General features: G+C 69.0%; 22 protein-coding genes. 12 read left to right on the top strand and 10 right to left on the bottom strand.

Going from position 1 to position 24,464, the window contains the following annotated elements:
* Nucleotides 1–53 precede the first annotated feature (53 nt).
* A complete protein-coding gene (locus GH681_RS15620; protein ID WP_153162425.1) occupies nt 54–2,828 on the bottom strand; it encodes an HD domain-containing phosphohydrolase in 2,775 nt (924 codons plus the stop codon).
* 129 nt (nt 2,829–2,957) lie between these two features.
* Complete coding sequence (locus GH681_RS15615; RefSeq protein ID WP_153162424.1) at nt 2,958–3,377, bottom strand: cyclic nucleotide-binding/CBS domain-containing protein; 420 nt, start codon at nt 3,375–3,377, stop codon at nt 2,958–2,960.
* A 270-nt stretch (nt 3,378–3,647) separates the two neighbouring features.
* Between GH681_RS15615 and GH681_RS15610 the strand changes: the two genes are divergently transcribed.
* Nucleotides 3,648–4,010, top strand: coding sequence for a Crp/Fnr family transcriptional regulator (locus GH681_RS15610; RefSeq protein ID WP_153162423.1), 363 nt, complete (start codon nt 3,648–3,650; stop codon nt 4,008–4,010).
* Nucleotides 4,011–4,019: 9 nt separating this feature from the next.
* Here GH681_RS15610 and GH681_RS15605 read toward each other — a convergent pair whose 3' ends face one another.
* Nucleotides 4,020–4,268: a hypothetical protein gene (locus GH681_RS15605; RefSeq protein WP_153162422.1), complete on the bottom strand. Its 249-nt coding sequence runs from the start codon at nt 4,266–4,268 to the stop codon at nt 4,020–4,022.
* 180 nt (nt 4,269–4,448) lie between these two features.
* Here GH681_RS15605 and GH681_RS15600 point away from each other — a divergent pair, with 180 nt between their 5' ends.
* From GH681_RS15600 to aroQ, 3 genes are read left to right on the top strand one after another with little or no spacing between them, the layout of a single operon-like run.
* Nucleotides 4,449–5,204 (top strand): TerC family protein, encoded by a 756-nt coding sequence (locus GH681_RS15600; RefSeq protein ID WP_228111928.1) that lies wholly within the window; start codon nt 4,449–4,451, stop codon nt 5,202–5,204.
* Nucleotides 5,201–5,629: a universal stress protein gene (locus tag GH681_RS15595; RefSeq protein WP_153162421.1), complete on the top strand. Its 429-nt coding sequence runs from the start codon at nt 5,201–5,203 to the stop codon at nt 5,627–5,629. Before GH681_RS15600 ends, GH681_RS15595 begins: the two co-directional genes overlap by 4 nt.
* Nucleotides 5,630–5,675: 46 nt before the next feature.
* Entirely contained in the window at nt 5,676–6,113 is a 438-nt protein-coding gene (gene aroQ, locus GH681_RS15590; RefSeq protein ID WP_153162420.1) for a type II 3-dehydroquinate dehydratase, read from the top strand.
* Between the two features lie 6 nt (nt 6,114–6,119).
* Here aroQ and GH681_RS15585 read toward each other — a convergent pair whose 3' ends face one another.
* Nucleotides 6,120–7,037, bottom strand: a complete 918-nt coding sequence (locus GH681_RS15585) for a LysR substrate-binding domain-containing protein (RefSeq protein ID WP_153162419.1) — start codon at nt 7,035–7,037, stop codon at nt 6,120–6,122.
* Nucleotides 7,038–7,188: 151 nt separating this feature from the next.
* On the opposite strand from GH681_RS15585, the gene GH681_RS15580 reads away from it, so the two are divergent.
* Nucleotides 7,189–8,394 carry a YbfB/YjiJ family MFS transporter gene (locus GH681_RS15580; protein ID WP_153162418.1) on the top strand — a complete coding sequence of 402 codons (1,206 nt, stop codon included), beginning with the start codon at nt 7,189–7,191 and terminating at the stop codon, nt 8,392–8,394.
* 119 nt (nt 8,395–8,513) lie between these two features.
* Nucleotides 8,514–10,121 carry a murein L,D-transpeptidase gene (locus GH681_RS15575; RefSeq protein ID WP_153162417.1) on the top strand — a complete coding sequence of 536 codons (1,608 nt, stop codon included), beginning with the start codon at nt 8,514–8,516 and terminating at the stop codon, nt 10,119–10,121.
* 78 nt (nt 10,122–10,199) lie between these two features.
* Here the strand turns inward: GH681_RS15575 and GH681_RS15570 are convergent, their stop codons facing one another.
* The 6 genes from GH681_RS15570 to GH681_RS15545 form a co-directional block, all read right to left on the bottom strand.
* Nucleotides 10,200–10,958 (bottom strand): hypothetical protein, encoded by a 759-nt coding sequence (locus GH681_RS15570; RefSeq protein ID WP_153162416.1) that lies wholly within the window; start codon nt 10,956–10,958, stop codon nt 10,200–10,202.
* Complete coding sequence (locus tag GH681_RS15565) at nt 10,958–11,983, bottom strand: hypothetical protein (RefSeq protein WP_153162415.1); 1,026 nt, start codon at nt 11,981–11,983, stop codon at nt 10,958–10,960. Before GH681_RS15565 ends, GH681_RS15570 begins: the two co-directional genes overlap by 1 nt.
* A 107-nt stretch (nt 11,984–12,090) precedes the next feature.
* Nucleotides 12,091–12,660 (bottom strand): YceI family protein, encoded by a 570-nt coding sequence (locus tag GH681_RS15560; RefSeq protein WP_153162414.1) that lies wholly within the window; start codon nt 12,658–12,660, stop codon nt 12,091–12,093.
* A 37-nt stretch (nt 12,661–12,697) separates the two neighbouring features.
* Nucleotides 12,698–13,270, bottom strand: a complete 573-nt coding sequence (locus GH681_RS15555; RefSeq protein WP_153162413.1) for a YceI family protein — start codon at nt 13,268–13,270, stop codon at nt 12,698–12,700.
* Nucleotides 13,271–13,297: 27 nt separating this feature from the next.
* Nucleotides 13,298–13,837: a cytochrome b gene (locus GH681_RS15550; RefSeq protein WP_153162412.1), complete on the bottom strand. Its 540-nt coding sequence runs from the start codon at nt 13,835–13,837 to the stop codon at nt 13,298–13,300.
* Nucleotides 13,838–13,842: 5 nt separating this feature from the next.
* Nucleotides 13,843–14,655 carry a dioxygenase gene (locus GH681_RS15545; RefSeq protein WP_153162411.1) on the bottom strand — a complete coding sequence of 271 codons (813 nt, stop codon included), beginning with the start codon at nt 14,653–14,655 and terminating at the stop codon, nt 13,843–13,845.
* 136 nt (nt 14,656–14,791) lie between these two features.
* On the opposite strand from GH681_RS15545, the gene GH681_RS15540 reads away from it, so the two are divergent.
* From GH681_RS15540 to GH681_RS15515, 6 genes are all read left to right on the top strand, one after another.
* Entirely contained in the window at nt 14,792–15,676 is an 885-nt protein-coding gene (locus tag GH681_RS15540) for a LysR family transcriptional regulator (RefSeq protein WP_255425193.1), read from the top strand.
* A gap of 173 nt (nt 15,677–15,849) precedes the next feature.
* Nucleotides 15,850–18,471 (top strand): cytochrome c, encoded by a 2,622-nt coding sequence (locus tag GH681_RS15535; RefSeq protein ID WP_153162409.1) that lies wholly within the window; start codon nt 15,850–15,852, stop codon nt 18,469–18,471.
* 11 nt (nt 18,472–18,482) lie between these two features.
* Nucleotides 18,483–19,358 carry a hypothetical protein gene (locus GH681_RS15530; protein WP_153162408.1) on the top strand — a complete coding sequence of 292 codons (876 nt, stop codon included), beginning with the start codon at nt 18,483–18,485 and terminating at the stop codon, nt 19,356–19,358.
* Between the two features lie 30 nt (nt 19,359–19,388).
* Entirely contained in the window at nt 19,389–21,428 is a 2,040-nt protein-coding gene (locus GH681_RS15525) for a hypothetical protein (RefSeq protein ID WP_153162407.1), read from the top strand.
* Between the two features lie 18 nt (nt 21,429–21,446).
* Complete coding sequence (locus tag GH681_RS15520; protein WP_153162406.1) at nt 21,447–22,964, top strand: cytochrome c; 1,518 nt, start codon at nt 21,447–21,449, stop codon at nt 22,962–22,964.
* A 13-nt stretch (nt 22,965–22,977) separates the two neighbouring features.
* Nucleotides 22,978–24,462 carry a c-type cytochrome gene (locus GH681_RS15515; protein ID WP_153162405.1) on the top strand — a complete coding sequence of 495 codons (1,485 nt, stop codon included), beginning with the start codon at nt 22,978–22,980 and terminating at the stop codon, nt 24,460–24,462.
* Nucleotides 24,463–24,464 lie beyond the last annotated feature (2 nt).

Genomic DNA, 24,464 nt, shown 5'->3' with positions numbered 1-24,464 from the left:
AGTTTTCGGGCGTCGGGTTCGTGTCGGGAAACCGACAAGGCGGATGGCGGCTGTCAGCCCAGAACGCCCGGCGGCGGAGCGTGGCGCCACACCTCGTCCTGCACGAAGCGGGCGAAGAGGTCGGCGTCGATGATCCGCTGTTCGGCCATCCGGCCCATGATCGCCAGGGCTTCGTCGACGGTGTTGGCGCTGCGATAGGGTCGGTCGGCGGCGGTGAGGGCTTCGAAGATGTCGGCGACGGCGAGGATGCGGGCGGTGACGCTCATCTCGTCGGCCCGCAGGCGGCGGGGGTAGCCCCGGCCGTCGATGGTCTCGTGGTGGCCGCAGGCCATCTCGGGCACGGCGGCCAGATCGCGGGGGAAAGGCAGCCGGGACAGCATGATGATCGTCTGGACGATGTGCTCCTTGATCTTGAAGCGCTCTTCGTCGTTGAGGGTGCCGCGGACGATCTTCAGGTTGTGCAGCTCGCCGTGGTTGTAGAGCCGCTCGGGCACGGTCATCCGGAAGCCCCACGGGTTGCCGGCGGCAAAGAGGTTGTCGTTGGCGCGGGGAATCACCTTGTCGGGCCCGTCGGCGAGGAGGGGTTCGGTTGCCGGCAGGGGGGCGGGGGTGTCGGGCAGGCGGGCGAGTTCGGCGTTGGAGAGCCCCAGCCGATGGTCGAGGGTGCGCTGCCAGGTGCGGGTGGCGATCAGGTCGAGGCGCGCCAGATCGGCCTCGTTCATGCCTTCGCTGCCGCGGTTGCAGTGGGCGATGAAGGCGAAATCGTCGTCGAGCCGGCGCCATTCGGCGTCGCGGGTGGCCTGCAGATTTGCCTGGTTGCCACCGCCCGCCACGCCTTGCCAGAAGGCGATGTCGGCGTCGCGCTTGAGCACTTCGAAGCGGGTGCGGATCTCGTGGATGCGGTTGTGGAGGGTTTCGAGCTTGGTGGCCTTGTCGATGACGTATTCGGGGGTGGTGAGCTTGCCGCAGTCGTGGAGCCAGCAGGCGATCTCCAGCGCTTCCCAGCCGGCGGCGTCGAGCCGGTAGGCGGCCAGCGGGCCGTCGGTGGCGGCCTGGGCCGAGCGGGCCAGCGCCTGGGCGATCACCGTGACGCGCCGGCAGTGGCCGCCGGTGTAGGGCGATTTGGCGTCGATGGCTTCGGCCACCATGCTGATGACGCCCCGCAGCAACGCCTTGCGGCCCCGCAGGAGGCGCTGGTTTTCGAGGGCGACGGCGGCGCTGCCGGCAAGGGCGAGGAGAAAGCTGGCAACTTCGGCGCGGGCCAGTCCGCTGCCGGGGTGGCGCCGGTCCACCAGCATCAGGGTGCCGAGGGCATCGCCGTCGGGCGTGCGCAGGGGGATGCCGAGCACGTGCTCGTCCGGGCTGTCGGGGGTGGCGGCGATGAGGCTGGCCGGGCCGTCGGCTTCGAGGATGCATCGCGCCAGTCGGTCGGCGGCGAGGGCGGGCGGCATGGCGTCGCCGGCGGCGCGGCGCAGCGGGCCTTCGGCTTCGTCGATCACTTCGACCACGCTCAGACGGGCGCCGGCCACTTCCCGGGCGCAGGCCGCCACGTCGTCGAGCACGCCGCCCACGTCCCGCGCGGCGCCCAGATCGCGGCCCATTTCGAGGAAGCGGGAGATGGCGGAGCGCATCAGGGTGATGGCCAGGGCGAGCTGATCCACCTCCAGGATCACCGAGCGGGTTTCGGGCTGGGGCTGGAACTGCAGGGCCGACAGGGCGTGGGCCACGTGGGCGAGGCGGTGGAGCGGGGTGGTCAGGAGGCGCGACAGCCCCCAGGCGAGGGGAAAGCAGAGGAGCACGGCGATCACCGTGAAGCGCACCGCGTGGCGGCGCTGGCGGTCGGCTTCGGCAAAGATCGCGGCTTCGGGGGAGGCGATGACGAGGGTCCAGTGCTGTTCGCCAAAGCCGGTCAGGGGCGCGGTGGAGACCCGCCAGGCGCGCCCGCCGGCATCCTCCAGCTGCAGGCTGCCGGTGTGCCCGGTCGGGTGCGTGCGCAGGGCCGAGGTGATGACTTCGGCGCTGCCTTCTCCGTCAGCGTCGCCCGGGGTGTCGCGGCTGGCGACGGGGGCGTGGCGCCGGTCCACAAGCTGCAGGCGCGAGCCCGGCGGCGTGGCCGGGCGGGCCAGCAGTTGCGACAGGTTGTGCAGCCCGACGTTGACGGCGAAGACCTCGGCGCCACTGCGACGCGCGAAGGTGATGCCGGTCTGCCGGGTCTGGGGCAGGATTTGCGGCGGAGTGACGATCAGGCTGTCGCTCGCCGCGGCAAGCCGGTACCAGTTCGACAGCCGGGGCTCGTAGCGCGCGCTCGGCTGGGTGCTGGCGTCCACCAGCCGCAGGGCGGCGTCGAAGCGCGACACGATGGCGACCGGCTCCTCGTCCACATCGCCCTCGCGGCTCACGTCCACCACCTCCCACGGGCCGCGGTCGTCGCCCACCCGGCGCACCAGCAGGAAGTCGCCGTCGCCGTAGCCGATCATCACCGAGTCGATCACCGGGTCGGCTTCGAGAAAGCCGGTGAGTTCGGGCAGGAAGCGCAGCCGCTCGGCAAAGGTGGTGGCCTCGGCCAGGGGCGAGCCGGTGAGGAGGACGAAGCCGCGCTTCACCGCCCGGTCGGCGTCGCCGAGGGTGCGCTCGACCTCGGCGGTGATGCCCTGGAAGAGCTGGTCGTTGGCGGCGTCCAGGAGACGTCGGGTTTCGCTGAAGTGGTACAGGGTGATGGCCGTGCCGACGCCAAGGATCAGCAGCGAGAACAGCACCGCCACCGGGATGTGCAGCGGGAGGCGCCACGGCAGCATGGGGCGGGCATGGGGACGTGCGAGGGTTGGCACAGGCGGGTTCCGGCAGAGTGGGCGCGGCCATGCGCCGATGGGACGCGCGTCGCCCCACGCCCGCGTGGGTGGGCGCAGGGCGGTTCGATCAACGCCGGGCGGGGTGGCCCGGGGCCGCGGAAACGGACCTCAGCAGATGCGTTCCCAGAGATTCGTCTCACCCTCGAGCAGATCGAGTTCGAGGCCCTGGAAATCGCCACGGGAGACAATGCCCACGACGCGCTGCCCATCCACGATGGGCATGTGCCGGTAGCCGCAGTCGTGCATTCGCCGCAGGGCGTCGATGGCGGTGGCGTCGGGCGCGATGGTGTCGGGGTTCGGGGTCATCGCCTGGGACAGGGGCGTGCGCTCCGGATCAAAGCCCCGGGCGAGGGCGTGGACGGCGTCGCGTCCGGTGAAGATGCCGGCCAGACGCCCGTCGTCAACGACCATCACTGCGCCGACGTGGCGATCCCACATGCACTGGCAGGCTCGCTGGACGCTCACCGCCGACCCGAGCGTCAATGGGTCCTGATTCTTGACGATGTACTGCAGGCTGCGATTCGTCATGATGTGCTCCGCACAGGACAGGAAGAGGCCGCATTTCTCTTACTTTAGTGCTTCGGCACGGGGGGCGGGTTACAAGTTGAAGACAGTTGCTGCCTGCCTGTAAACAGGTTGTCACGTGCCTGAATTAGGCTTGTCATCATGTGGATTCTTGCCTTCCTGAAGCCCGACCGTCCGGCTCCGCAGTCTGTCGGTGGCGGGCTTTTTGCGTCGGGTGAGGCGAGTCCACTTCCTCTCCAACGACCCGCAGTACCTGCCAGGGAGCGTGCCACCATGGTCTTCTTCGAACTCTTCTCCAAAGCCCCCGAAATCGTTCGTGTTCCCCGCGGGGCGGTGCTGTTCCGGGAGGGGGCGCCGGGGGCCGCGATGTATGTGCTGATCCTCGGGCAGGCGTCGGTTGCCATCGGCGGGCGCGAGCTTGAGATCCTCACGCCCGGCGCCATCGTGGGCGAGATGTCCATCGTCTCGCCGGGCCCCCGCTCGGCGACGGTCACCGCCAGTGACGATTGCGAGTTTGTGGAGATCGACGGCCGCCGCTTCAACGAGCTGGTCCGTCAGGTGCCCGAATTTGCGCTGCAGGTGATGCGCACCCTGAGCGAGCGCTTGCGCCGCGCCGACTTTGCCCTGAGTGCCTGACGGCCGGCTTCAGGTAAGCCGCACCGGGCGGGCCGCGAGGGCGGCTTCGAGGGTGGCGAAACGCCGCCGTGGATCGGCGGTGAGGCGGAAGTAGCGGCAGTTGTCTTCTTCGCGGCCACAGTAGCTCTGCACCGTGACCCGCTGGATGCCGGGAAAGCCGGGGTTGTCCTCGATGCTGCGGATGGCGCCGGTGCCGGTGTCGTAGACGCCGGGTTTCTCGCACAGCCAGTCGGGCTTGAGGGGGAAGGCGTTGTTCATGGCGGGCCTCGCTGAGAACGGTTCGCAATCGTGGAAAAGCATAGCACCGGCGCCGCCCGGCTGCGGTTGGCGCATTGCGAAAGCGCGTGGCGGGCGCTTCGCCTCTACAATTCCATCTTTGTGCCCGGCGGCCTGTCGGGCGGCGTAGCGGGCGCGTGTCCGGCCCGGGGACATGGAATCATGCAGGGAATGGTGTTCGACCACGCCTTCTGGATCGCCCTGATCCAGATCGTGGGCATTGATATCGTGCTGTCGGGCGACAACGCGGTGGTGATCGCGCTGGCGGCCCGCGGCCTCAACCCCGTCGACCGCAAGCGCGCGGTGATGTGGGGCAGCACGGCAGCGGTGGCGATGCGCGTCACCCTGACCATCGTGGCAGCCGAGCTGCTGCGACTGCCGCTGCTCAAGGCGGCCGGTGCGCTGCTGCTCCTGTGGATCGCGGTTCAGCTGCTGGTGCCCGAGGACGAGAGCGACGGCGAGGGCGGCGCGGTGGTGTCGGGCATGGCGGCGGCGATCAAGACGATCATGCTGGCCGACCTGGTGATGAGCATGGACAACGTGGTGGCCATCGCCGGCGCCTCCAAGGGCAATCTGGCGCTGCTGATCTTCGGCCTGGGCCTGTCGATTCCGCTGGTGGTGTTCTCCAGCACCTTCCTGATGAAGCTGATGGAGCGCTTCCCGATCGTGGTGACGGGCGGCGCGGCGCTGCTGGGTTTCGTGGCCGGCGAGATGCTGGTCACCGACCTGATGCTCGGCCCGTGGATTGACGCCCACGCCCCGTGGCTGCACCGGGTGCTGCCGGTGGCCGGCGCGGTGCTGGTGGTGCTAGTGGGCCGGCTGCTCGCCGCCCGCGCCACCGAAGTCGAACGCGAAACCCTCGAACTCGATCTGGGCGAGGCCGCTGCCGGCGAGCCCGCCGCGAAAGGAAAGCCATGACCCGCATCCTGCTGCCCATCGACGGCTCTCCGGTGTCGCGCCGCGTGGCCGACGCGCTGCTGGCCCGGATCGACGCGGGCCTGACGGCGCCCGAGATCCACCTCATCAACATCCAGCGGCCGGTGAGCCAGGACGTGGGGCAATTTGTAAACCACGAGGCCCTGCGCGACTTTCATCGGGACGAAGGCCTCAAGGCCCTGGCCGAGGCCCGCGCCGTGCTGGAGGCCGCCGGGCTTGCGCCGGTTCCCCACGTAGTGGTGGACGACCAGCCCGCCGCGGCCATCGTCCGCTTTGCCGGCGAGCAGGCCGTCGACGAGATCGTGATGGGCAGCCACGGCCGCGGCGCGGTGGCGGCGATGCTGCTTGGTTCGGTGGCGCGGGAGGTCTCGCGGCTCGCCGGGATTCCCGTCACCCTGGTCAAATGAGACGCCGGCCCGCGCCGGCAATCTCAGCGTTAAAAGGACAGTTCAAGTGAAGACCATCCTCGTGCTCAACGGCATCAACCTCAACATGTTCGGCAAGCGCGACCCGGCCCAGTACGGCACGGCCACGCTGGCCGAGATCGACGCCGCCGTGGTGGCGCTGGGCGCCGAGCTGGGCGTGCAGGTGGAATGCTTCCAGACCAACCACGAGGGCGAAATGGTGGAGCGCATCCACCGGGCCTTTGAAGAAGGCGTGGCGGCGGTGGTCATCAACGCCGGCGCCTGGACCCACTACAGCTACGGACTGCGCGATGCGCTGGCGATCCTCAAGGCGCCCATCGTCGAGGTGCACATGTCCAACATCCACGCCCGCGAGGCCTTCCGCCACCAGTCGGTGCTGGCCGAGATCGCCAAGGGGCAGATCTGCGGCTTCGGGCCTGATAGTTACCTGCTGGGCCTGCGGGCGGCGGTCAATCTGATCGGCTGATCCGTCTCAGCGCTGGCTGGCGAAGGCCTCGACCCGCAGCCAGTCGGACAGCAGCCGCACCTCGGGCCGCGGATCGCCCGAGGCGGCGACCAGAAAATACGCCCGCTGGGAGACATGCCGGTAGCCGCAGGCCATCGGCAGCAGGCGCCTGCTGGCGAGGTGCTCGGCCAGCAGCACGCTGCGCCCCAGGGCCACGCCCTGGCCGGCCACCGCGGCGGCGATCAGCTGGTCGTAGTGGTTGAAGTGCAGCACCGCCTTGGGCTGCACGTCGGCCAGATCCAGTTTCTTCAGCCAGATCGACCACTCCAGCCACGGCTCCGGGGTCGAGTCGTCGTAGTTGAGCAGGGTGAGCCGGGCGATGTCCTCCGCCCGGGCCGGACGCACCGCCAGCTCGCCCAGCACCTCGGCCGTCGCTACCGGAAAGATGTCCTCGCCGAACAGCAGATGGCTGGCCGGCGGCGGCGGGTCGGCCATCACATAGCGCAGGGCCAGGTCGATGCCTTCGCGCTGGATGTCCACCAGCCGGTTGTTGGCCGAGATGCGCACGTCGATCTCCGGGTGCTCGGCCAGAAAGCGCGACAGGCGCGGCACCAGCCACAGGGCCGCGATGCCGATGGTGGTGGACAGCGTCACCGGCCGGCGCTGCCCGACGCGGATCGACTCGACGGTGCGCGTGAGGGTGCGGAACACCTCCTGCACGCTCGTCAGCATCGCCTCGCCGGCGGGGGTGAGGGTGAGCTTGCGATGGCCGCGCACGAACAGCGGCACGCCCAGCTGTTCTTCCAGCGTCTGCACCTGACGGCTGATGGCCGACTGGGTGAGGCACAGCTCGGCGGCGGCGAGGGTGAAGCTCAGGTGGCGGGCGGTGGCCTCGAAGCCCTGCAGCGGGGCGAGGCAGGTGAGCTGTCGGATCGGGTTCTGCATGCGGATTTCGCATTCGTTGGATGAAGATTCAGCGTTTGCTTGTATGCCTTCCGCCGACAATAATCAAGCTGAAACGGTGCGTTCCCGGCGTAGGAACGCATGCACCCGGCGCATGCGCTGCCGCGCCCCCAGCCTTACCGGAGACACATTCATGAACGACGAAGACCGCCAGCGGCTGAAAGTCCTCACGGCCGGCATCCTCGGCCTGCTGTTGTTCCTGGGCATCGCCCGCTTTTCCTATACCCCGCTGCTGCCCCTGATGCGCGAACAGGCCGGCCTCGGCGTGGCCGCCGGCGGCTGGCTGGCGGCGATCAACTACGCGGGCTACTTATCCGGTGCGCTGCTGGCGATGACCATCAGCAGCCTTGCCCTGAAGGATCGGCTGTACCGGGCCAGCATGGTGCTGGCGGTGGCGAGCACGGTGCTGATGGGCTTATCGACCAGCGAGCTGGTGTGGGCGGTGTCGCGCTTTGCGGCGGGGCTGTCCACGGCCGGCGGCATGCTGCTGGGTTCCGGGCTCATCATGAACTGGCTCATGCGCAACCGGCATCGCAGCGAGCTGGGCATCCATTTTTCGGGCATCGGCCTCGGCATCGCCGGGGTGTCGGCGGTGGTGGCATTGCTGAGCCTGTGGCTGGACTGGCGTACCCAGTGGTTCGCCCTGGCCGCGCTGGGCGCGCTGGTGGCGGTGCCCGCCTGGCGCTGGCTGCCGCGGCCCGACGTGACCCCGCTGGCCGGTAGCGGCGCCCACATGCAGGACAAGCCGCCCGGCCGAGCCTTCCTGCTGCTGATGATGCTCGCCTACTTCTGTGCCGGCGCCGGCTTCGTGGTGAGCGCGACCTTCATGGTGGCTCAGGTGGGCAGCCTGCCGGGCATGGCCGGCAAGGGTGCGCTGGTGTTCCTGGTGGCGGGCGTGGCGGCGGCGCCAGCCTGCATCGTGTGGGATCTGATCGCCCGGCGTATCGGCCAGCTGCAGGCGCTCACCCTGGCGAGCGGCCTGCAGGCCTTCGGCATCCTGCTGCCGGTGATCGGCGACGGGCTGCTGGCGGCGCTGGCTGGCGCGGTGCTGTTCGGCGGCACCTTTGCCGGCATCGTGAGCCTGGTGATGGCGATGGCCGGGCGCTTTTACCCGACCCGTCCGGCCAAGCTGATGAGCAAGCTCACCGCCGCCTACGGCGTGGCGCAGATCGGCGCGCCGGCCATCACCGGCCTGCTGGCGGGCCAGCAGGGCAGCTACGCGGCGGGCTTCTATCTGGCCTCCGGCGTGATGGTGGTGGGTACGCTGCTGTTCGGCGTGCTGTGGCTGGTGGAGCGGGCCGGCGGCGCGGCACCGGCGGGCACCCCGCGCACGGCCTAGGTTTGTGGCGGAGCGTCGCGGTGCCGTGCATTGCGGGGGCGCTCAGGGTAACCTGTCGCGCCTCGAACACATGAAAGTTTCATCCCGCGATGTTTGTGTCTCTCTTCCGGCCTCTGCAGATGCGCCCGCTGCGCATCCGGCAGGGGCTGCTGGCCGCCCTGATGGCGGTGTCCGGCCTGGCCTGTGCCGCCAATGGCGAGGCAGGGCTGCAGTGGTTTGACGCCGGCCGGCCCCGCAACACCGCGTGGACGGCGGTCGATCTCCTCCTCAAGGCGCCCGACGACGGGCTCGATGCCGACGACTACGACGCCGGCGGCCTGCGTCAGGTGCTCACCGCGCTGGAGGGCGGCACCAGCCTGCCCGAGGCCGATCTCGCTTCCCTCGACGGCGCGCTGACCAACGCGCTGCAGCGCTTTCTTTCCGACCTGCACTTCGGGCGCGTGCCGCCCAAGGCCGTGCGTGACAACGGCGGCTCCGCCAGCCTCGACCGCTTCGACCCGGCCGCTACCCTGCGCGCAGCGCTGGCCGCCAATCGGCTGGCTGATGTGGTGACCGACGCCGCCCCGGCCCAGCTGCCCTACACCAGCCTGCGTGAGGCCCTGCGCCGTTACCGCGAGCTCGCCGACGACCCGGCCCGAATCAAGGCGTGGAAAACGCCGCTCCCGGCCTTGGCCGGCCGCAAGCTGGAGCCCGGCCAGCCGTGGCCCGGCGTGCCCCTGCTGGCCGCGCGACTGGCGGCCCTGGGCGACATGCCGGCCACGACGCCCGGCGCCCGCTACGACGGCGCGGTGGTGGACGGCGTGAAGGCCTTCCAGGCCCGGCACGGCCTGCTCGCCGATGGGGTGATCGGCCGCGACACCCTGGCCCAGCTGGCGGTGAGCCCGGCGGAGCGGGTGCGTCAGATCGGCGTGAACCTCGAGCGTCTGCGCTGGACGCCCCAGCAGCGGGCCGCGCGGATGATCGTCGTGAATGTGCCGGAGTTCGCCCTGCGCGCTTACGCCCAGGAGGACGGCCAGCCCAAGGCCAGGCTGCAGATGAAGGTGATCGTCGGCAAATCCCTCGACACCCGCACGCCGCTGTTCGCCGAGGACATGCGCTTCATCGAGTTCAGCCCCTACTGGAACGTGCCGCCGTCGATTGCCCAGGCCGAGCTGGTGCCCAGGCTGCGGCGTGATCCGGCGCATTTCACCGATCAGGGTTTCGAGTTCGTGGCGGGGGACGGCCGGGTGCTCACCACGTTGTCGGACGAGAACCTGGAGGCGGTGATGCGCGGCCAGATGCGCATCCGCCAGCGGCCGGGGCCGAAGAACGCGCTGGGCGACATCAAGTTCGTGTTTCCCAACAACGACAACATCTACCTGCATCACACGCCGTCCACCCAGCTGTTTGCGCGGGCGCGGCGGGATCTCAGCCACGGCTGCATCCGGGTCGAGGCGCCGGTGGAGCTGGCGAAGTTCGTGCTGCAGGATCAGCCCGAATGGAGCGAGACGCGCATCCGTGAGGCGATGGAGCGGGGCAAGTCGGCGACGCTGCGGCTGAAGGAGCCGCTGCCGGTGGTGATCACCTACCGCACGGCGGTGGCGAAGGGCGGCAAGATGTATTTCTTCCCCGACATCTACGGGCACGACGCCCAGCTGGACGAGGCGCTGCGCAAGGTGGCAGGGCCGCTGCCCCGCGCCGCGGAGAAGACGCGGGGGGTGGGTTTGCGACCAAGACCACGGGCGTGATGCGGTCGGCGCGGCGCTGAGTCGTCAGTTGCAGCGGATTGCAGGGTGTGCCGGCTGGCCGTGCGCTTCCCCGTGACTCTAACGGAACAGACGGGCTGGCCAACTGTCACGGCGGGCGGCTTCCAGTTGGGGAAGGGCTTCGTGGCTAAAGAGCCGGCCGGGAAATCGGCTTTCAAGTTGGTGCAGGCGCAAGCCTTGGCCGAGGATCTGGCCCAGCGCTCCGAAATACACAAAGAACGACACCGCGTTCATTGCAATCACCGCGATGGCGATGCGCTCGGGCAGATCGAAACGGGTCTTGAGCCAGCCGTACAGCAGCACCGATCCTACGCCGGCGGCCAGCGCGCCGGGCAGGCCGGACGATTCGCCATGCTGTGCCGACAGCGTGCGCTGGCGCAGGTTGATCCGCGTTCCCGGCCAGTCGAGATGCTTTGCTTGCGCGTCGGCGGCGGGCAGTGGGGCGAAGCGCGCATGCCACAGCGCTGCGGTGATCAGGCTGCCGGCGTGAAGCGCGAGGGTGAAGAGGTCAATGCCCGCGATCTGCGCGCCTGTCACGTCCAGGAAGGCCGGCGCCAGCGCCTGGCTGGCTGGCCACAGCATGATGGCGGAGAGCGCCCAAGGCGCCCACAGGTTATGGGCCGAGCCAAATCGCGACCACACCGCGACATATCCGAACCATGCGGCTGAAAGCAGCGCCGCCGCGCCGGCAATGCCCCACGCCCAGCCGCGTTCGTCAAAGCGCAGCGCCGCCCAGCATCCCCACAGCAGGGCCGACAGCAGCGGGCTGCTCCAAAGCGCGGCGTAAAGCTGGTCGACGCGTGACGGTGGATTCAGCATCAGTCGAGCCATCCCTTGATGAGGTTGGCGCTGGCGTCGTCGCCGCCGAAATAGCCCCACGCCGCCTGAACGACGATGCCGACACCGAGCCCGACGAGGATCACCGGCGCGCCGGTGATGCCGATTGCGGTGACGGCTGCACCTGCGGCCAGTCCGGCGCCGAAGCCGAGGGCATTGCCGCTCTGGCTCTTGGCCGAGCGAACCGCGAAATCAGTGGCGAAGCCGGCGCCGGATGGCGCAGTGTAGCTGTCGTAAAGATCGATGGCGGCGCTCGGGCCGAAGGCCAGCACGCTGCCCTTGCCGTAGCTGGCGTAGCGCAGGACCCGGGAAGCCTGGGCACGCGCGCCGGCGACCGAGGTGGCGGCCTCCTCGATGCGCTGCACGTCGCGCGCGCCGATCCGTACCGTGGCCGTGCTGCCGCTGGGTTTGACGACGAAGGGCTGCTCCAGCTTCTGCAGGACGGTGGTTGGCAGGCCCTTGACGTGCACGACGAGCCGCGCGCCCTTGCGCAACTCGCCGCCCTTGCCGATCCGCGAGGCGGTGATGGTGATGTAGGGGCTGACACGGATGCTCGGCGCGTCGCCGGCGAGCAGCGTCTTGAAGCCGGCAGCGGCCTGCTTGCGCCACGCGGCGCGAAGGCCGGCCTCGACGCTGGCGCTGAGGTTGCCACCGATGTTGCCGCCGCCGATAAGGGTGTCCTGCAGCGATTTCAGCATTTTATCGAGCCAGCGGTCGGCGGCGGCCGGCGGGAGGGATTGCTCTGGCGGAAAGGTCGCGGCGAGCAGTACGGCGGTGCCGTCGGGGTCGGTCTGGGCGAGCTGCGGCAGCAGCGCCGCGAAAACGGGAAGGTCGAGCCCGAAATCCTGGTCGAGCGTGCTGCCGTAGGTGTCGAGATAGCCGAGCGGGGCGCTGACGCCGGGGGTGCGCTGGCCGGTGTACCCGGGCGCTGCGCAGAAATTGCGCAGGTCGTCTGTGCGAGAGAAGTTGATCTTCTCCGCGCGAGTGTGCGTCGCGTTCGATGCCATGGATACACCCTCCGTATGTCTCTGTGCTGCAGACGATTATCCACGCAGAACGCGTGTGGCGGAAGGCGGAAGGCGCCGCGCAGGAGGTCGCGCGGCGCCGGGCAGGCTTACTGCTTGATCGCTTCGATCGGCAGGGTGATGGTCACTTCGTCGCCCACGTAGGGGGCGTACTTGCCCATGTTGAAGTCGGTACGCTTGACCTTGGCGGTGGCGGTGGCGCCACAGGCGTCCTTCTTTACCATCGGGTGCGGCATGCACTGGAAGGAGACGACGGTCAGGGTCACCGGCTTGGTGACGCCCTTGAGGGTCAGGTTGCCTTCGACTGCGGCCACCTTGTCGCCATCGAAGACGACCTTGGTGGACTTGTAGGTGGCGGAGGGGTACTTCTCGGTGGCGAGGAAGTCCTCGCCCTGGATGTGCTGGTTGAACAGGGCCGAGCCGGTGCTCACCGAGGTGGTGTCGATGGTCACGTCCACCGAGCCGGTCTTGGCGGCGCGGTCGATGGTGACGCTGCCGGTGGTCTTGTCGAAGCGCGACAGCTGCTGGGAGTAGCCCATGTGGTTGTATTCGAAGCGCGGCAGGGTGTGGCTGCCGTCGATCACGTAGGTTTCCGGGGCGGCCAGGGCCGAAGTGGAGATCGCGGCGGCGGCAAGGGCGAGGGCGGTGAGTTTCTTCATGCTGTTTTCCTTTTAGGTCTTGAGTTGGGGTTGGGGCTTACTTCTTCGTCGGGGCTGCATTGGCCACGACGTGGAACTTGATGTCGATCTCGTTGGCGACGGCGGACACATCAGCCCACGGGCCTTCGCCGATGCCGTAATCCATCCGCTTGAGCACGAAGCCGCCGTCGAACACGCCGCTGGCGCCTTCCTGCTTGAAGGTGAAGGGGGCGACCACGTCGCGGGTCTGGCCCTTGATGGTCATCTTGCCGCTGGCTTCGTACTTGTTGCCGCCCAGCGCACGCACGCTGGTGGACACGAACTTCGCGGTGGGGAAGGCCTTCACGTTGAACCACTGCTTGCCGACCACCTCATCGTTGGCGTCCTTCGAGCCGGCGTCGATGCTGGCGAGGTCGATCTCGAGGGTCGTGTGGGCGGCGGTGGGCTTGGCCGGGTCGAAGCTGATCTGGCTGGTGAAGCGCTTGAAGTTGCCAGGCACCGGCACGCCCATCTGCTTGGAGCTGAAGGCGAGGGTGCTCTTGCCGGCGTCAACCTGGTTGAATTCGACGGCCTGGGCGGTGCCGGCGGCCAGCAGCACGGCGGCGGGCAGGGCGATGAAGCGGATGTTCATGGGTTTCTCCTGGAGATTCGAGATTCGTTATTTGCCGAAGGGCAGCATGCGGCGCAGGGTGGCATCGCGGTCGATGACGTGGTGCTTGAGGGCGCCCGCCACATGCAGGCCGACAAGCAGCAGCAGGCCGAAGTTGAGGGCTTCGTGGACCTCCTTCAGCAGGTCGCCGAGTTCCTCGCTCTTGGCCACCAGATCGGGCAGCGGCAGCACGCCGAAATACACCGTCTGAAAACCCTTGGCCGAGCTCATCAGCCAGCCCGACAGGGGCACCAGCACCATCAGCAGATAGAGCAGGTGATGGGTGCCTTCGGCGATCTTGTGCTGCCACGCGGGCATCGGCAGCGCGGCCGGCGGGCGGTGGGTGATCCGCCACAGGATGCGCGGCACGAAGAGCAGCAGCACGGTGATGCCGATCCACTTGTGATACGAGTAGAGCTTGAGCTTGGTGGGCGACAGGGGCAGTTCGTGCATGTAGGCGCCCAGCGGCCAGGCGGCGAGGATCAAGAGCGCGATGATCCAGTGGGCGGCGATGGCGGGGCCGGAGTAGCGTTGGGAGGCGGTGTTCATTCGGGTCAGTGTTCCGGAGTGAAAGGGGCGGGGCTGGCGTCCTGCCAGAGATAGGCGTCCATGGCCAGACCGCCATAGGTGGTTTCGGGTTCCAGGCGCAGCGGTTTTTCGCCGGGATTGGCGGCACCCAGGGCGGCGAACAGGGGCAGCAGGTGCTCCTCGCTGGGGTGGGCCTCGGCGCCGTAGGGGGCGAGGCGGCGGTAGTCGAGCAGGGCCGGGCGGTCGTCCCGTTCGAGGGCGTCGCCCACCCAGTTGGCAAAGGCCACCGACTTGGCCAGCGGGGCGCTGTTGGTGCCCCAGGTGAGCCAGCCGAAGTTGTGGGTGACCGCGCCGGAGGCGAGGATCAGCACGCCTTCGTCCCTCAGCGGGCGCAGCGCCGCGCCGATGCGGCGATGCCAGTCGGGCCCGGCGAAGGGCTGGAGCGCCAACTGCACCACCGGCACGTCGGCGTCCGGGTACATGGCCTTGAGGGGAATCCACGCGCCGTGGTCGAGGCCGCGGTCGGGCACCTGAGCGTTGGGCAGGCCGGCGGTGGCGAGGAGTTCGCGCACCCGGGCGGCCAGCTGCGGCGCACCGGGGGCCGGGTAGTTCATCGCGTAGAGCGCCGGCGGAAAACCGCCGAAATCATGGATGGTGTCCGGCGTGGCGACGGTGCTGACGGTCGGCTCGCGGGCGGCCCAGTGGGCGGAGATCACCAGGATCGCCTTCGGGCGGGGCAGTTCGGCGCCGAGCTGCGCCCACGCGGCCACGGTGGCGCTGGCGTTGAGCAGCACGTCGGGTGCGCCGTGGGAAACGAAGAGAACAGGGTGTCGGCTCATCTGGGGGCTCCTGACGGCAGTTCATCGACTGCCTGCATTGATGCAGACGAACTTTAGGCTTTTGATTCGTTCAAAAATAGCCTTTAATCGAGACATCTTTGTTGCTGAAATTGAAACAATGGACCGACTGAATGCAATGGACGTCTTCGTCCGGGTGGCCGAGACGGGCAGCTTTACCGCCGTGGCCGAGCATCTGGGCCTCGCCCGCTCGATGGTGACGCGCCAGATCACCGGGCTCGAGGCCCATCTGGGCGTCAAGCTGATCGCCCGCAGCACCCGCAGCCTCAAGCTCACGGCCGAGGGCGAGGTGTACCTGGAGCGCTGCCGCGAGATCCTCGGGCTGGTGGGCGCCGCCGAGGGCGATCTGTCGGGGGGCGGGCGGGCGCCCCGAGGGCCGATCCGGATCAGCGTGCCGGTGAGCTTCGGGGTGCGGCATCTGGCGCCGCTGGTGGCGGATTTCGTCAATCTGTACCCCGACGTGACGCTGGACGTGGATTACAACGACCGCCAGGTGAATCTCATCGAGAGCGGCATCGACATGGCGGTGCGCATCACCGGCCAGCTCGACCAGACCCTGGTGGCGCGGCGCCTGAGTTCGTCGCGGATGCTCACCCTGGCCTCGCCGGATTACCTCGCCCGCCACGGCATGCCCGAGCGCCCCGAAGATCTGGGCTGGCATCACTGCCTGGGCTACACCGGCACGCCCCGGTCGAGCTGGCCCTTCCGGGTGGGCGACGAGACGGTGTGGGTGCCGGTGAAGAGCCGCCTCCAGTCCAACAACGGTGAGGCCTTGCTGGATGCCTGCGAGCGGGGGCTGGGCATTTGCCGCCAGCCGAGCTTCATTGCCGCGCCGGCGGTGAAGGCGGGCCGGCTGGCGGTGATCCTGCAGAACTACCCGGGCCCCGAGGTGGGCATCAACGCGGTGTTCCCGAGCAACCGCTACCTGCCCACCCGGGTGCGGGCGCTGGCCGACTACCTGGCCGAACGTCTCGGCCCGGTGCCGGCGTGGGATCAACTGTGAAATTCATCGGGCGGGTTGACCTTAGGGCATGTTGCATTGCGACGGTCATGATCTTTGCTATAACACCATCATGACCGGCCCCGACAGAGAGCCCCGCGACCGACCGACGGAACATGGATTCCCAGGCGGTGGGGATAGGTGCCGGACTGCAATCTTCGGAAGGGGATGCAACCATGAAACGCACCTATCTGGCGGCGCTTGCCCTGGCCGTTGCCGCAATCGCTTTCTGGTCCTTCCGTCCTGAGGCCGATGTCTCCGGCGTATCGGGGGCGCTGGCCCAGAACACCCCCGCGGTGCAGCCCGCACAGCCCCACGCCCAGGCGCCCGAAACCGGCGTGCAGGATCAGAACCAGCCTTACGTCGAAGCCTGCGCCCGCGAAGGGCTGAGCGAATCGGAGTGCGTGGGCCGGCTGATCTGGTTCAAGGCCACCGGCGGCAACGAGCGCTTCCACACCTACACCTTCCAGCAGCGCGTGGGCGTGCTGGTGGATTGGTACCGGGTGCTGCGCACCGACCAGCGGGACGACCGCTTCTGGGCCTGGGGCATCATCAACGATCCGTCCTGCTGCAAGCCCGGCGACGCCAACTGCCCGGCCAAAACGCCCGACGAAACCTTCGGCCTCGACTGGTGCCCGGGCGACGACGTGCTCCTCAAGTACGTGGGCAAGCAGGGCTACATCGACCCCGCCTGCGGCCTGAAGGACGCTGCCCTCGACGCGGACGACCCCCACAGCCAGGGCGGCAAGCTCGACCAGCGCCACTCGGCGTGCGACCTGCGCTTCGGCAGCTCCACCGGTGCGCTGGGCATCCGCAAGTTTCCCAACCCGCGCTTCGACCCCGAAAAGTGGAAGGCCCTCAACGGCGGCACCGCCAGCTGGGCCGGCTTCGACAGCAAGCTGGATGCGCGTACCGGCGTCGAATCCGACAGCCGGGTGAGCAAGCTGGCCGATGGCTCCATCGAGCCGCCTTTCCTCATCGGCACCAGCTGCGGCTCGTGCCACATCGCCTTCGACCCCCTCAACCCGCCGGCCGACCCGGCCCACCCCAAGTGGGAGAACATCAAGGGCCTGGTGGGCAACCAGTACACCCGGATGTCCGAGCTGCTGGGTTCCGGCATGCCCAAGTCGGCGCTGGAATGGCAGATGTTCGCCCACGCCCGCCCTGGCGTGACCGACACCTCGGCGATCTCCCACGATCAGGTGAACAACCCCGGCACCATCAACGCGCTCGTCAACGTGGCCCAGCGCCCGGTGTTCAAGGGTGAATCGGTGAGCAAGTGGCGCAAGGTGGCGGACTGCGGCGCCGAGAAGGACGAGGCCAAGTGCTGGTGCGAGCCGAACCGCCAGGGCAAGTGCTGGCAGTTCTCGACCCGCAGCGACGACGTGACGCCGGTGTTTCTGGGCGGCACCAAGGTCAATCTGCCGGGCATCCACCACATCCTGAAGGGCGGCGAGGATTCCACCGGCGCCCACGAGGCGATCCAGCGGGTGTATTTCAACATCGGCTCTTGCTCCGAGCAGTGCTGGGTCAATCACTTTACCGACATGCGCCAGGTGGACCCGGAGCAACGTGGCTTCGGTCAGACCCCGTTCAACGTCGGCCAGTGCCGGCGCGATTGCCCGAACTTCCGGGCGGTGGAGGATCGCCTGCAGAACCTCCTCGACTTCTTCGCCTCGGCCGAATCCGATGAGACCGACCTGTACGTCGCCCGCGCCAACGCCCGCAAGGCCAAGGGCGCTGCCGGCAGCTATGGGCGCGCCGAGCTGATCGCCGATCTGGACAAGGAATTCGGCAAGGGCGCGGTGGCCCGCGGTCAGGAAGTGTTTGCCGAGAACTGCGCGCGCTGCCATTCGAGCATCCCCGAAGCCGAAGGCGGCCCCTTCAAGAGCCGCGACTTTGCCGCGCCCAGCGACGCCCACCCGCGCAAGGTGAGGGCCGATTTCCTCGGCAACGACCAGGCCACGCCGGTCACCGAAGTTGGCACCTTCCGCTGCCGCGCGCTGCACTCCAACCACATGGCCGGCCACCTCTACATGGAATACGGCAACGAGACCCTGCGCGCCCGCCCGGTGGTGGCCGACATCCCCGAGGCGGACGCCATGAAGAACGGCGGCCGCGGCTACTACCGCAACGTGTCGCTGGTGAACGTGTGGGCCACCGCGCCCTTCATGCACAACAACGCCATCGGCCCCGAGGTGTGCGGCAAGCCGGCCAACAAGGAGAACGACTTCCACCGCGCCCGCTACGCCGGCGAGAACAACGCCCTGCTGGCCAGCCAGCCCGACTGCGTGCGTTACGACCCGAGCGTCGAAGGCCGCTTCGAGCTCTACAAGCGCTCGATGGCCGAACTCCTTCACCCCACGTCCCGCGGCCGCAAGATCACTTTGACCAACGCCGACCTGCTCATCGACATGGGCATCCGTCCGCTGGAGGGCAAGGTCGAAAAGCCGCTGCATGGCTTCGGGCAGGTGAAGATCCCGATGGGCACCAGCGCCGGTTATCTCAACGGCCTGCAGCACAAGCAGCTGGTCGGCGATCTCTTCCTCGCCAAGCGCGACCCGGCCCGGCTCGAGGCCGCCGGCAAGAAGGCCCTGGTGCCGACCCTGCAGGCGATTGCCGACGAGGTGCTGAAGAACCCCTCGCGCTTTGTCGACGTCCTGCGCCAGCACCACGACTTCATCGCCGCCAACTACCAGAGTTGCGACCAGCTGGTGGAAAACGAGGGTCACCGCTTCGGCGAGGATCTGTCCGAGGCCGACAAGAAGGCCGTCACCGCCTTCCTCGCCACCCTGTAGGGAGAGCCGCCATGAAAGCACTCCAAGCCGTCGTCGCGCTGTGTGCCGCGGCAGGCCTCGCCGCCTGCGGGCCCGAGAAGACCGCCCAGCCCAACATCCCCTTCGCGCCCTACGACAAGAGCTACGCCTCCAAGCCCGACCTGGCCCAGGTGGATCACGCCTTCCCGATCCCCACCGCCGAGATCGCCAGGATCACCCCGGATTACCTGGCAACCCTCGATCAGGAGCAGCTCGACCAGATCTACGCCCGCCTGACCGCCGGGCCGATCCCCGACGGTGCCTTCGACGGCCGCATCCTGCTGCCCAAGGGCGGCAGCGGCAAGCTGCGGCTGGCCGAGCTCGTCGGTGGCTTTGCCGGCACCGCGCTGCAGCTCAAGGGCCTGGTGCTGGAGGAGGTGGGCGAGACCCTGTGGCGGGGCAAGGTCTTCTACCGGGACGAGCGGGTGCTGCGCAACCGCATCGAGGATCTGTCCGTCCTCAAGAGGCTCGAACTGGTGAGGGGCGAGCCCCAGAAGATGAACTTCAATGGCAAGGAAACCTGGCTGCTCTTCCCGGCCAAGCTCTACTGCGGGCAAAGCCTGCTCGACGCCCGGCGCGAGTCGATCATCATCGACTACTTCTTCACCGACGAGATCTCCGGCTATCAGGAATACCCCGATTTCCTCGCCGGGCGCCGTGGCCTGCGGGTGCGCGACGAGATCCGCATGATCCGCCCGGGCCTCTACCTGGGCCGCGCCTATCTCGACAAGGGCTTCGCCCTCAACTTCACGCTCTACAACAAGGCGATGGACGAGCAGGGGCGGGAAGCCTTCATCAAGACCGGCCAGGCCCAGGAGGACTGCTGGCCCGGCACCCAGCAACGCAAGCTGCTGGCCTCGGCAGGCTGACCCCGGCCGGCGCAACCCGGGTGGCGCGCCGTGACGATCCGCCGGGCCTTGCAGTCGATGCTGCTGGCCGCGTTCGTCATCGTCCGGGCGCCGCTGACGGTGGCGGCTGAGCCCGCACCGATGCGCGCCTGGGTCGTCGATCCGGCCGCGCCGGGGCCACACATGCCGCCGGTGGGCGTGTCGCTGTTCGACCAACTTTTTGCCGACGGCCGTGGTGGCCACATGGTGCCCTTTCCCCTCGACACGCTCCTCGCCCGACTCGACCCGCTGCTGGCCCGCGACGGGGCGAGCACGCTGCCGCCGGTCAAGCCGGTGCTGATCCCCCTCGGCCGCTCCCTGCAGCGCACCGCAGCGGCGCCGGATTACTTCCGCTTTCCCCGCGTCGTGCTGGCCGTCGATGCGCCTCCGGCGCCGGGCGCGCCGCTCCTCAAGGACCGGCTCTACATCGGCTACGCCGAGAAATCGGCAGTGCTGGAAGTCATCAGCTACAACGAGGCCGCGGGCCGCTTCGAGTTCCAGCTGGTCAAGGATTACCGGGCCGGCGGCCAGCCGCGGGTCTTCTACGCCAACCGCAACATCTGCTTCGCCTGCCACCAGAACGGCGCGCCGATCTTCTCCCGCGCCCTGTGGGACGAGACCAACGCCAACCCGGCCATCGCCGCGCGGCTCGACGCCGTGGGGCGGCGCTTCTACGGCATTCCGACCGGGCGCGGTGTCGATCTGCCCTACGCCATCGACAAGGGTGTGCGGCGCGCCAACCTGTTCGCCCTCTCCCAGCGCCTGTGGCGCGAGGGCTGCGGGCCGGGCGACCCCGGCACAGCCTGCCGGGCCGGGCTGTTTGCGGCCGCCGTCCGCCTGCGCCTGGCGGGTGGCCGGGCTGGGCGCCCGGACGCCGCCTTCGACGAAGCCGTTGCCCGCCCCCTGCGCAGCCGCGCAAACCAGTTGTGGCCGGACGGGCTGGCCATCGGGCGCTCCGACCTGCCCAACCGCAATCCGCTCCAGGGCGTCACCTGCTGGCCCGACGCGCTGCCGGCGCAGCTGGCGCTGTCCCATGTGCCGGCCCGCTTCGAGCCCCTCGCGCCGCGCCCGCCGGACGCGTGGTGGCGGGCCGATGCGCCGGAAGCGCTGGCCGAGGCCGTGGCCGGCGTTGCCGAGTTCGTCGCCGACGGCCAGTGGCCGCGCGTTGAGGCTGCGCTTGCGCGTCGGGCAGGTAGCCTGCCGCGCGGGGTGCTGGCGCTGGACTGCGTGCCGCAGCCGGCCTCCCGGGCCTCCCGTTGCCGTGGGCCGGGCGGCACCACGCTGGATCTGGCGGATGGGCGGATCAGTCGCCTGTCCCTCGCCGGCGAGCCGCCCCAGCCGGCCTTCGCCCTTGGTGAGGCCGCGCGCCTGGCCGGGGGCGACTGGCTGGAGCGCGTCGACGCCCGCGCGCTGAAGGCCGGCGCCGGCCCGCTGCAGCTGCGCCTGCGCACCGACAGCCGGGCACTCGCCAGCGCGATGGACGCTCTCGCTGCCAGCCCGGAGGGCGCCGCCCTGCTGGCGGACAGGCCGATCCCCGGCGCGGCGTTGGTCACGGCCTTGCTCAAGATGCTGGGTGAGGCCCCGCCCAAACCACCGCAAGGCGTGCCGCCCACGCCCCGCCTCGAAACCCCCGACACGCCGCCCCGGGATGCGCCCATGGGCACGCCGCAGCCCAGGCCGCTGGCGGCCTTCCACGCCTGGTGCGCCGCCTGCCACCTGAGCGCCGAGCAGTTTCCGCCCAACTTCCTGCAAGGCCCGCGGGACGAACTGGAGGCGCGCCTCCGCCAGTGCGCGCCACGCATCCTGGTGCGGCTGACGATGGCCCGGCGTCTGCCCGCCGCGCGGGAGAAGACGCCGATGCCGCCCGAATCCATGCTGCCCGCCTTCGGCATCCATCCGGCCGCCTGGGCGACAAGCCCCGAGCGGGCGGAGATGGAGGCCGTGGTCGCCACCATGCTGCGGCTCGAGACCGGCCGCGAGCCCGACCCCGACGCCCTGCTGGCGGGCGGTTACGAATCCCTGCGCCCCTGCCTTGCCACCGGGGCGCACTGAGAGAGAACGGAGGCCATCATGCCCCACCGCGCCGTGCCGCCCACCCACCGCTGGAAACGCCGTTTCCTCATCCTCTTTGCGCTCACCGTGGTGCTGCCGGCCACCGTCGTCCTGTGGCTCGTCGGGCGCTTCGGCGGCGATTCGCCGGTGGATTACGCCGACCCGGTGGAGCACTTCAAGTACGGCTCCACCGGCGGCGAGCACGAGATGGGTTTTCCGTACTGGATCTGGCGGGCGCTGCCCGAAGTGTGCGGCCACCTGCTGCCCGGCAAGGGCTACGCGTCGCTGGGGATGCTCTACGAGACGAACCCCGACGGCAGCCTGAAGGATCTGCCGGTGGGCACCTCGAAGCGTCGCTACCAGGGCGTGGACCGGGTCTTCGTGAATTGCGCGGTGTGCCACACCAGCACCGTGCGTACCGCGCCCGGCCAGCCGCCGCTGCTGGTGGCGGGCATGCCGGCGGCGCTCTTCAACATGCAGGGCTTCGAGACCTTCTTCTTCAACTGCGCGGCCGACCCGAAGTTCTCGAAGGAATACCTGATCCCGGAAATCCAGCGTCAGGGGGCTGATCTCGACCTGCTCGACCGCTACGTGGTGTATCCGCTCGCCATCGGCATCATGCGCGACCGGGTGCTGGCCCTGAAGGGGCGCTTCGACTGGGTGTATCGCCAGCAGCCCTGGGGGCCGGGGCGGGTCGATACCTTCAACTCGGCCAAGGTGATCTTCAACTTTCCGATGGATCACCTGCCGCCCGAGGAATTCGACGCCCCGGCGGATTTCCCGTCGATCTGGCTGCAGCGCCCGCGCCGCGAACCCCGGCCGATGGAGCTGCACTGGGACGGCAACAACACCGACATGACCGAGCGCAACAAGAGCGCCGCCTTCGGCACCGGCACCACACCGCCGACCCTCGACGTACATCGCATCCGGCGGGTGGAAGAGTGGATCCTCGAGGCCGAGCCGCCGCCCTTCACGCGCTTGTTTCCGGTCGACGCGGCGCTGGCCGCGCGCGGCGCGCCCATCTACAAGGAATATTGCGCCGAATGCCACGGCGCCTCCGGGCGGGATTTCAGCGGCGATCAGGTGGGGCGGGTCACGCCGCTGGCGCAGATCGGCACCGACCGTCGCCGGCTGGATTCCTACACCTACACCCTGGCAGTGAATCAGGCCACGCTCTACGCCGACTACCCGTGGCGCTTCACCCAGTTCCGCAAGACCCACGGCTACGCCAACATGCCGCTCGACGGCATCTGGCTGCGCGCGCCCTATCTGCACAACGGCTCGGTGCCCAGTCTGCGCGACCTGCTGGAGCCCGCGGTCCGGCGCCCGGCGGTGTTCTGGCGCGGCAACGACGTGTTCGACCCGGTGAAGGTGGGCTTCGTGTCGAACCTGCCCGAGGCCGGCGGCAAGCCCTTCTTCCGCTTCGACACCACCCAGCCGGGCAACGGCAACGGCGGCCACGAGGGCCGGGCCTACGGCACCGAACTCCCGGCCGACGACAAGGCCGCCCTCGTCGAATTCCTCAAAACCTTCTGAGCGGGAGCACACCATGAATTCCCGAACCCTGGAAATCCGCCGCGCCGCCCTGAGTGCCGGGCTGCTGGCCCTGGTCTTGCTGGTGGTCGCGGGCATCTACCTGGGCTGGAGCCGGGGCTTCCGCGAGGAGCCGCAGCCCGCCTGGGTGTTTGAATCCGCCGAGAGCCGCTTCAAGTACGGGTCGATCGGCGCCGAGCACGACGCCGGCGTGCCCTACTGGATCTTCTACGTGCTGCCCCGGGTGTTTCCCGAGAAGTTCCGCCAGGACGGCAAGGTCGCCCCCGGTGGCTATGCGGCCCTGGGCGTGGCCTGGGAGCAGGGCCAGGAGCTGCCCGTGGGCTTCACCCGCAAGACCATCGGCTTTGCCCGCGTCGCCAACAACTGCGCGGCCTGCCACACCACCAGCTACCGCACCAGCCCGGATTCCAACCCCGTTTTTGTGGTGGGCGGGCCGGGCCATACGGTGAATATCGAAAACTTCTTCCGCCTGCTGATCGACTGTGCCCGCGACCCGCGCTTCAACGCCGACATCCTGATGGCCGAGATCGACCGGGTGACCGACCTGGACATCATCGACCGGCTGCTCTACCGCTTCGTGATCATCCCGATCACCAAGAAGCGCCTGCTGGAACGCGAGGCCCAGTTCGCGTGGATCTACCGCAGCGATTTTCCGGACTGGGGGCGCGGCCGGGACGACGGGATGAACCTCACCCGCTACTTCATGATCCGTGCGCCCATGGACGATGCCTTTGGTCCGGCGGACATCCCGGCGGTGTGGAACCTCGGCAAGTACCACGCCGAGACCGGCCAGCTCCCCAATTACGCCGGCGACACCCACGACGTGCACTCGGTGATGGTCGATTCGGCCCTCGGCGTGCTCGGCGCGGCGCCGGCCAACAAGGCGGATTTCCTGGCTCAGGTGAAGTGGCTGCAGGACTACCTCTCGAACCTGCCGCCGCCGAAGTATCCCTTCCCCATCGACGCCGCCCGGGCCGCCGCCGGCAAGCCGGTGTTCGACGCCCACTGCGCCGCCTGCCACGCCAGCCCGCGCACCGGCACGCGGCTGCCGCTGGCCGAGGTGGGCACCGACAAGGGGCGTCTCGATACCTGGAACAAGGACGCCGCCATCAAGGCGAATCGCATCGTCGCCGGCATGGGCATCGACCGGCGCGGGCTGGTGGAGGAAGACCTGCCCGGCTACAAGATCCCCTTCCTCGACGGCATCTGGCTGCGCGGCCCCTATCTGCACAACGGCTCGGTGCCGACCCTGCGCGATCTGCTGGAGCCGGCCGCCGACCGCCCCAAGGCCTTCTGGCGGGGCTACGACGTATTTGATCCGGTGAAGGTGGGCTTCGTGACCGAAGGTGAAGGGGCGAAGCAGGTCGGCACGCGGATGGACACCACCCAGCGGGGCAGCGGCAACCAGGGCCATGAGTTCGGCACAACCCTTGGCCGCGCCGACAAGGAGGCGCTGGTCGAATACCTCAAGACGCTCTAGCG

Source organism: Zoogloea sp. 1C4 (assembly GCF_009469605.1).
Classification (GTDB): Bacteria; Pseudomonadota; Gammaproteobacteria; order Burkholderiales; family Rhodocyclaceae; genus Zoogloea; species Zoogloea oryzae.
This window is presented reverse-complemented; position numbering and strand designations above follow the sequence as displayed.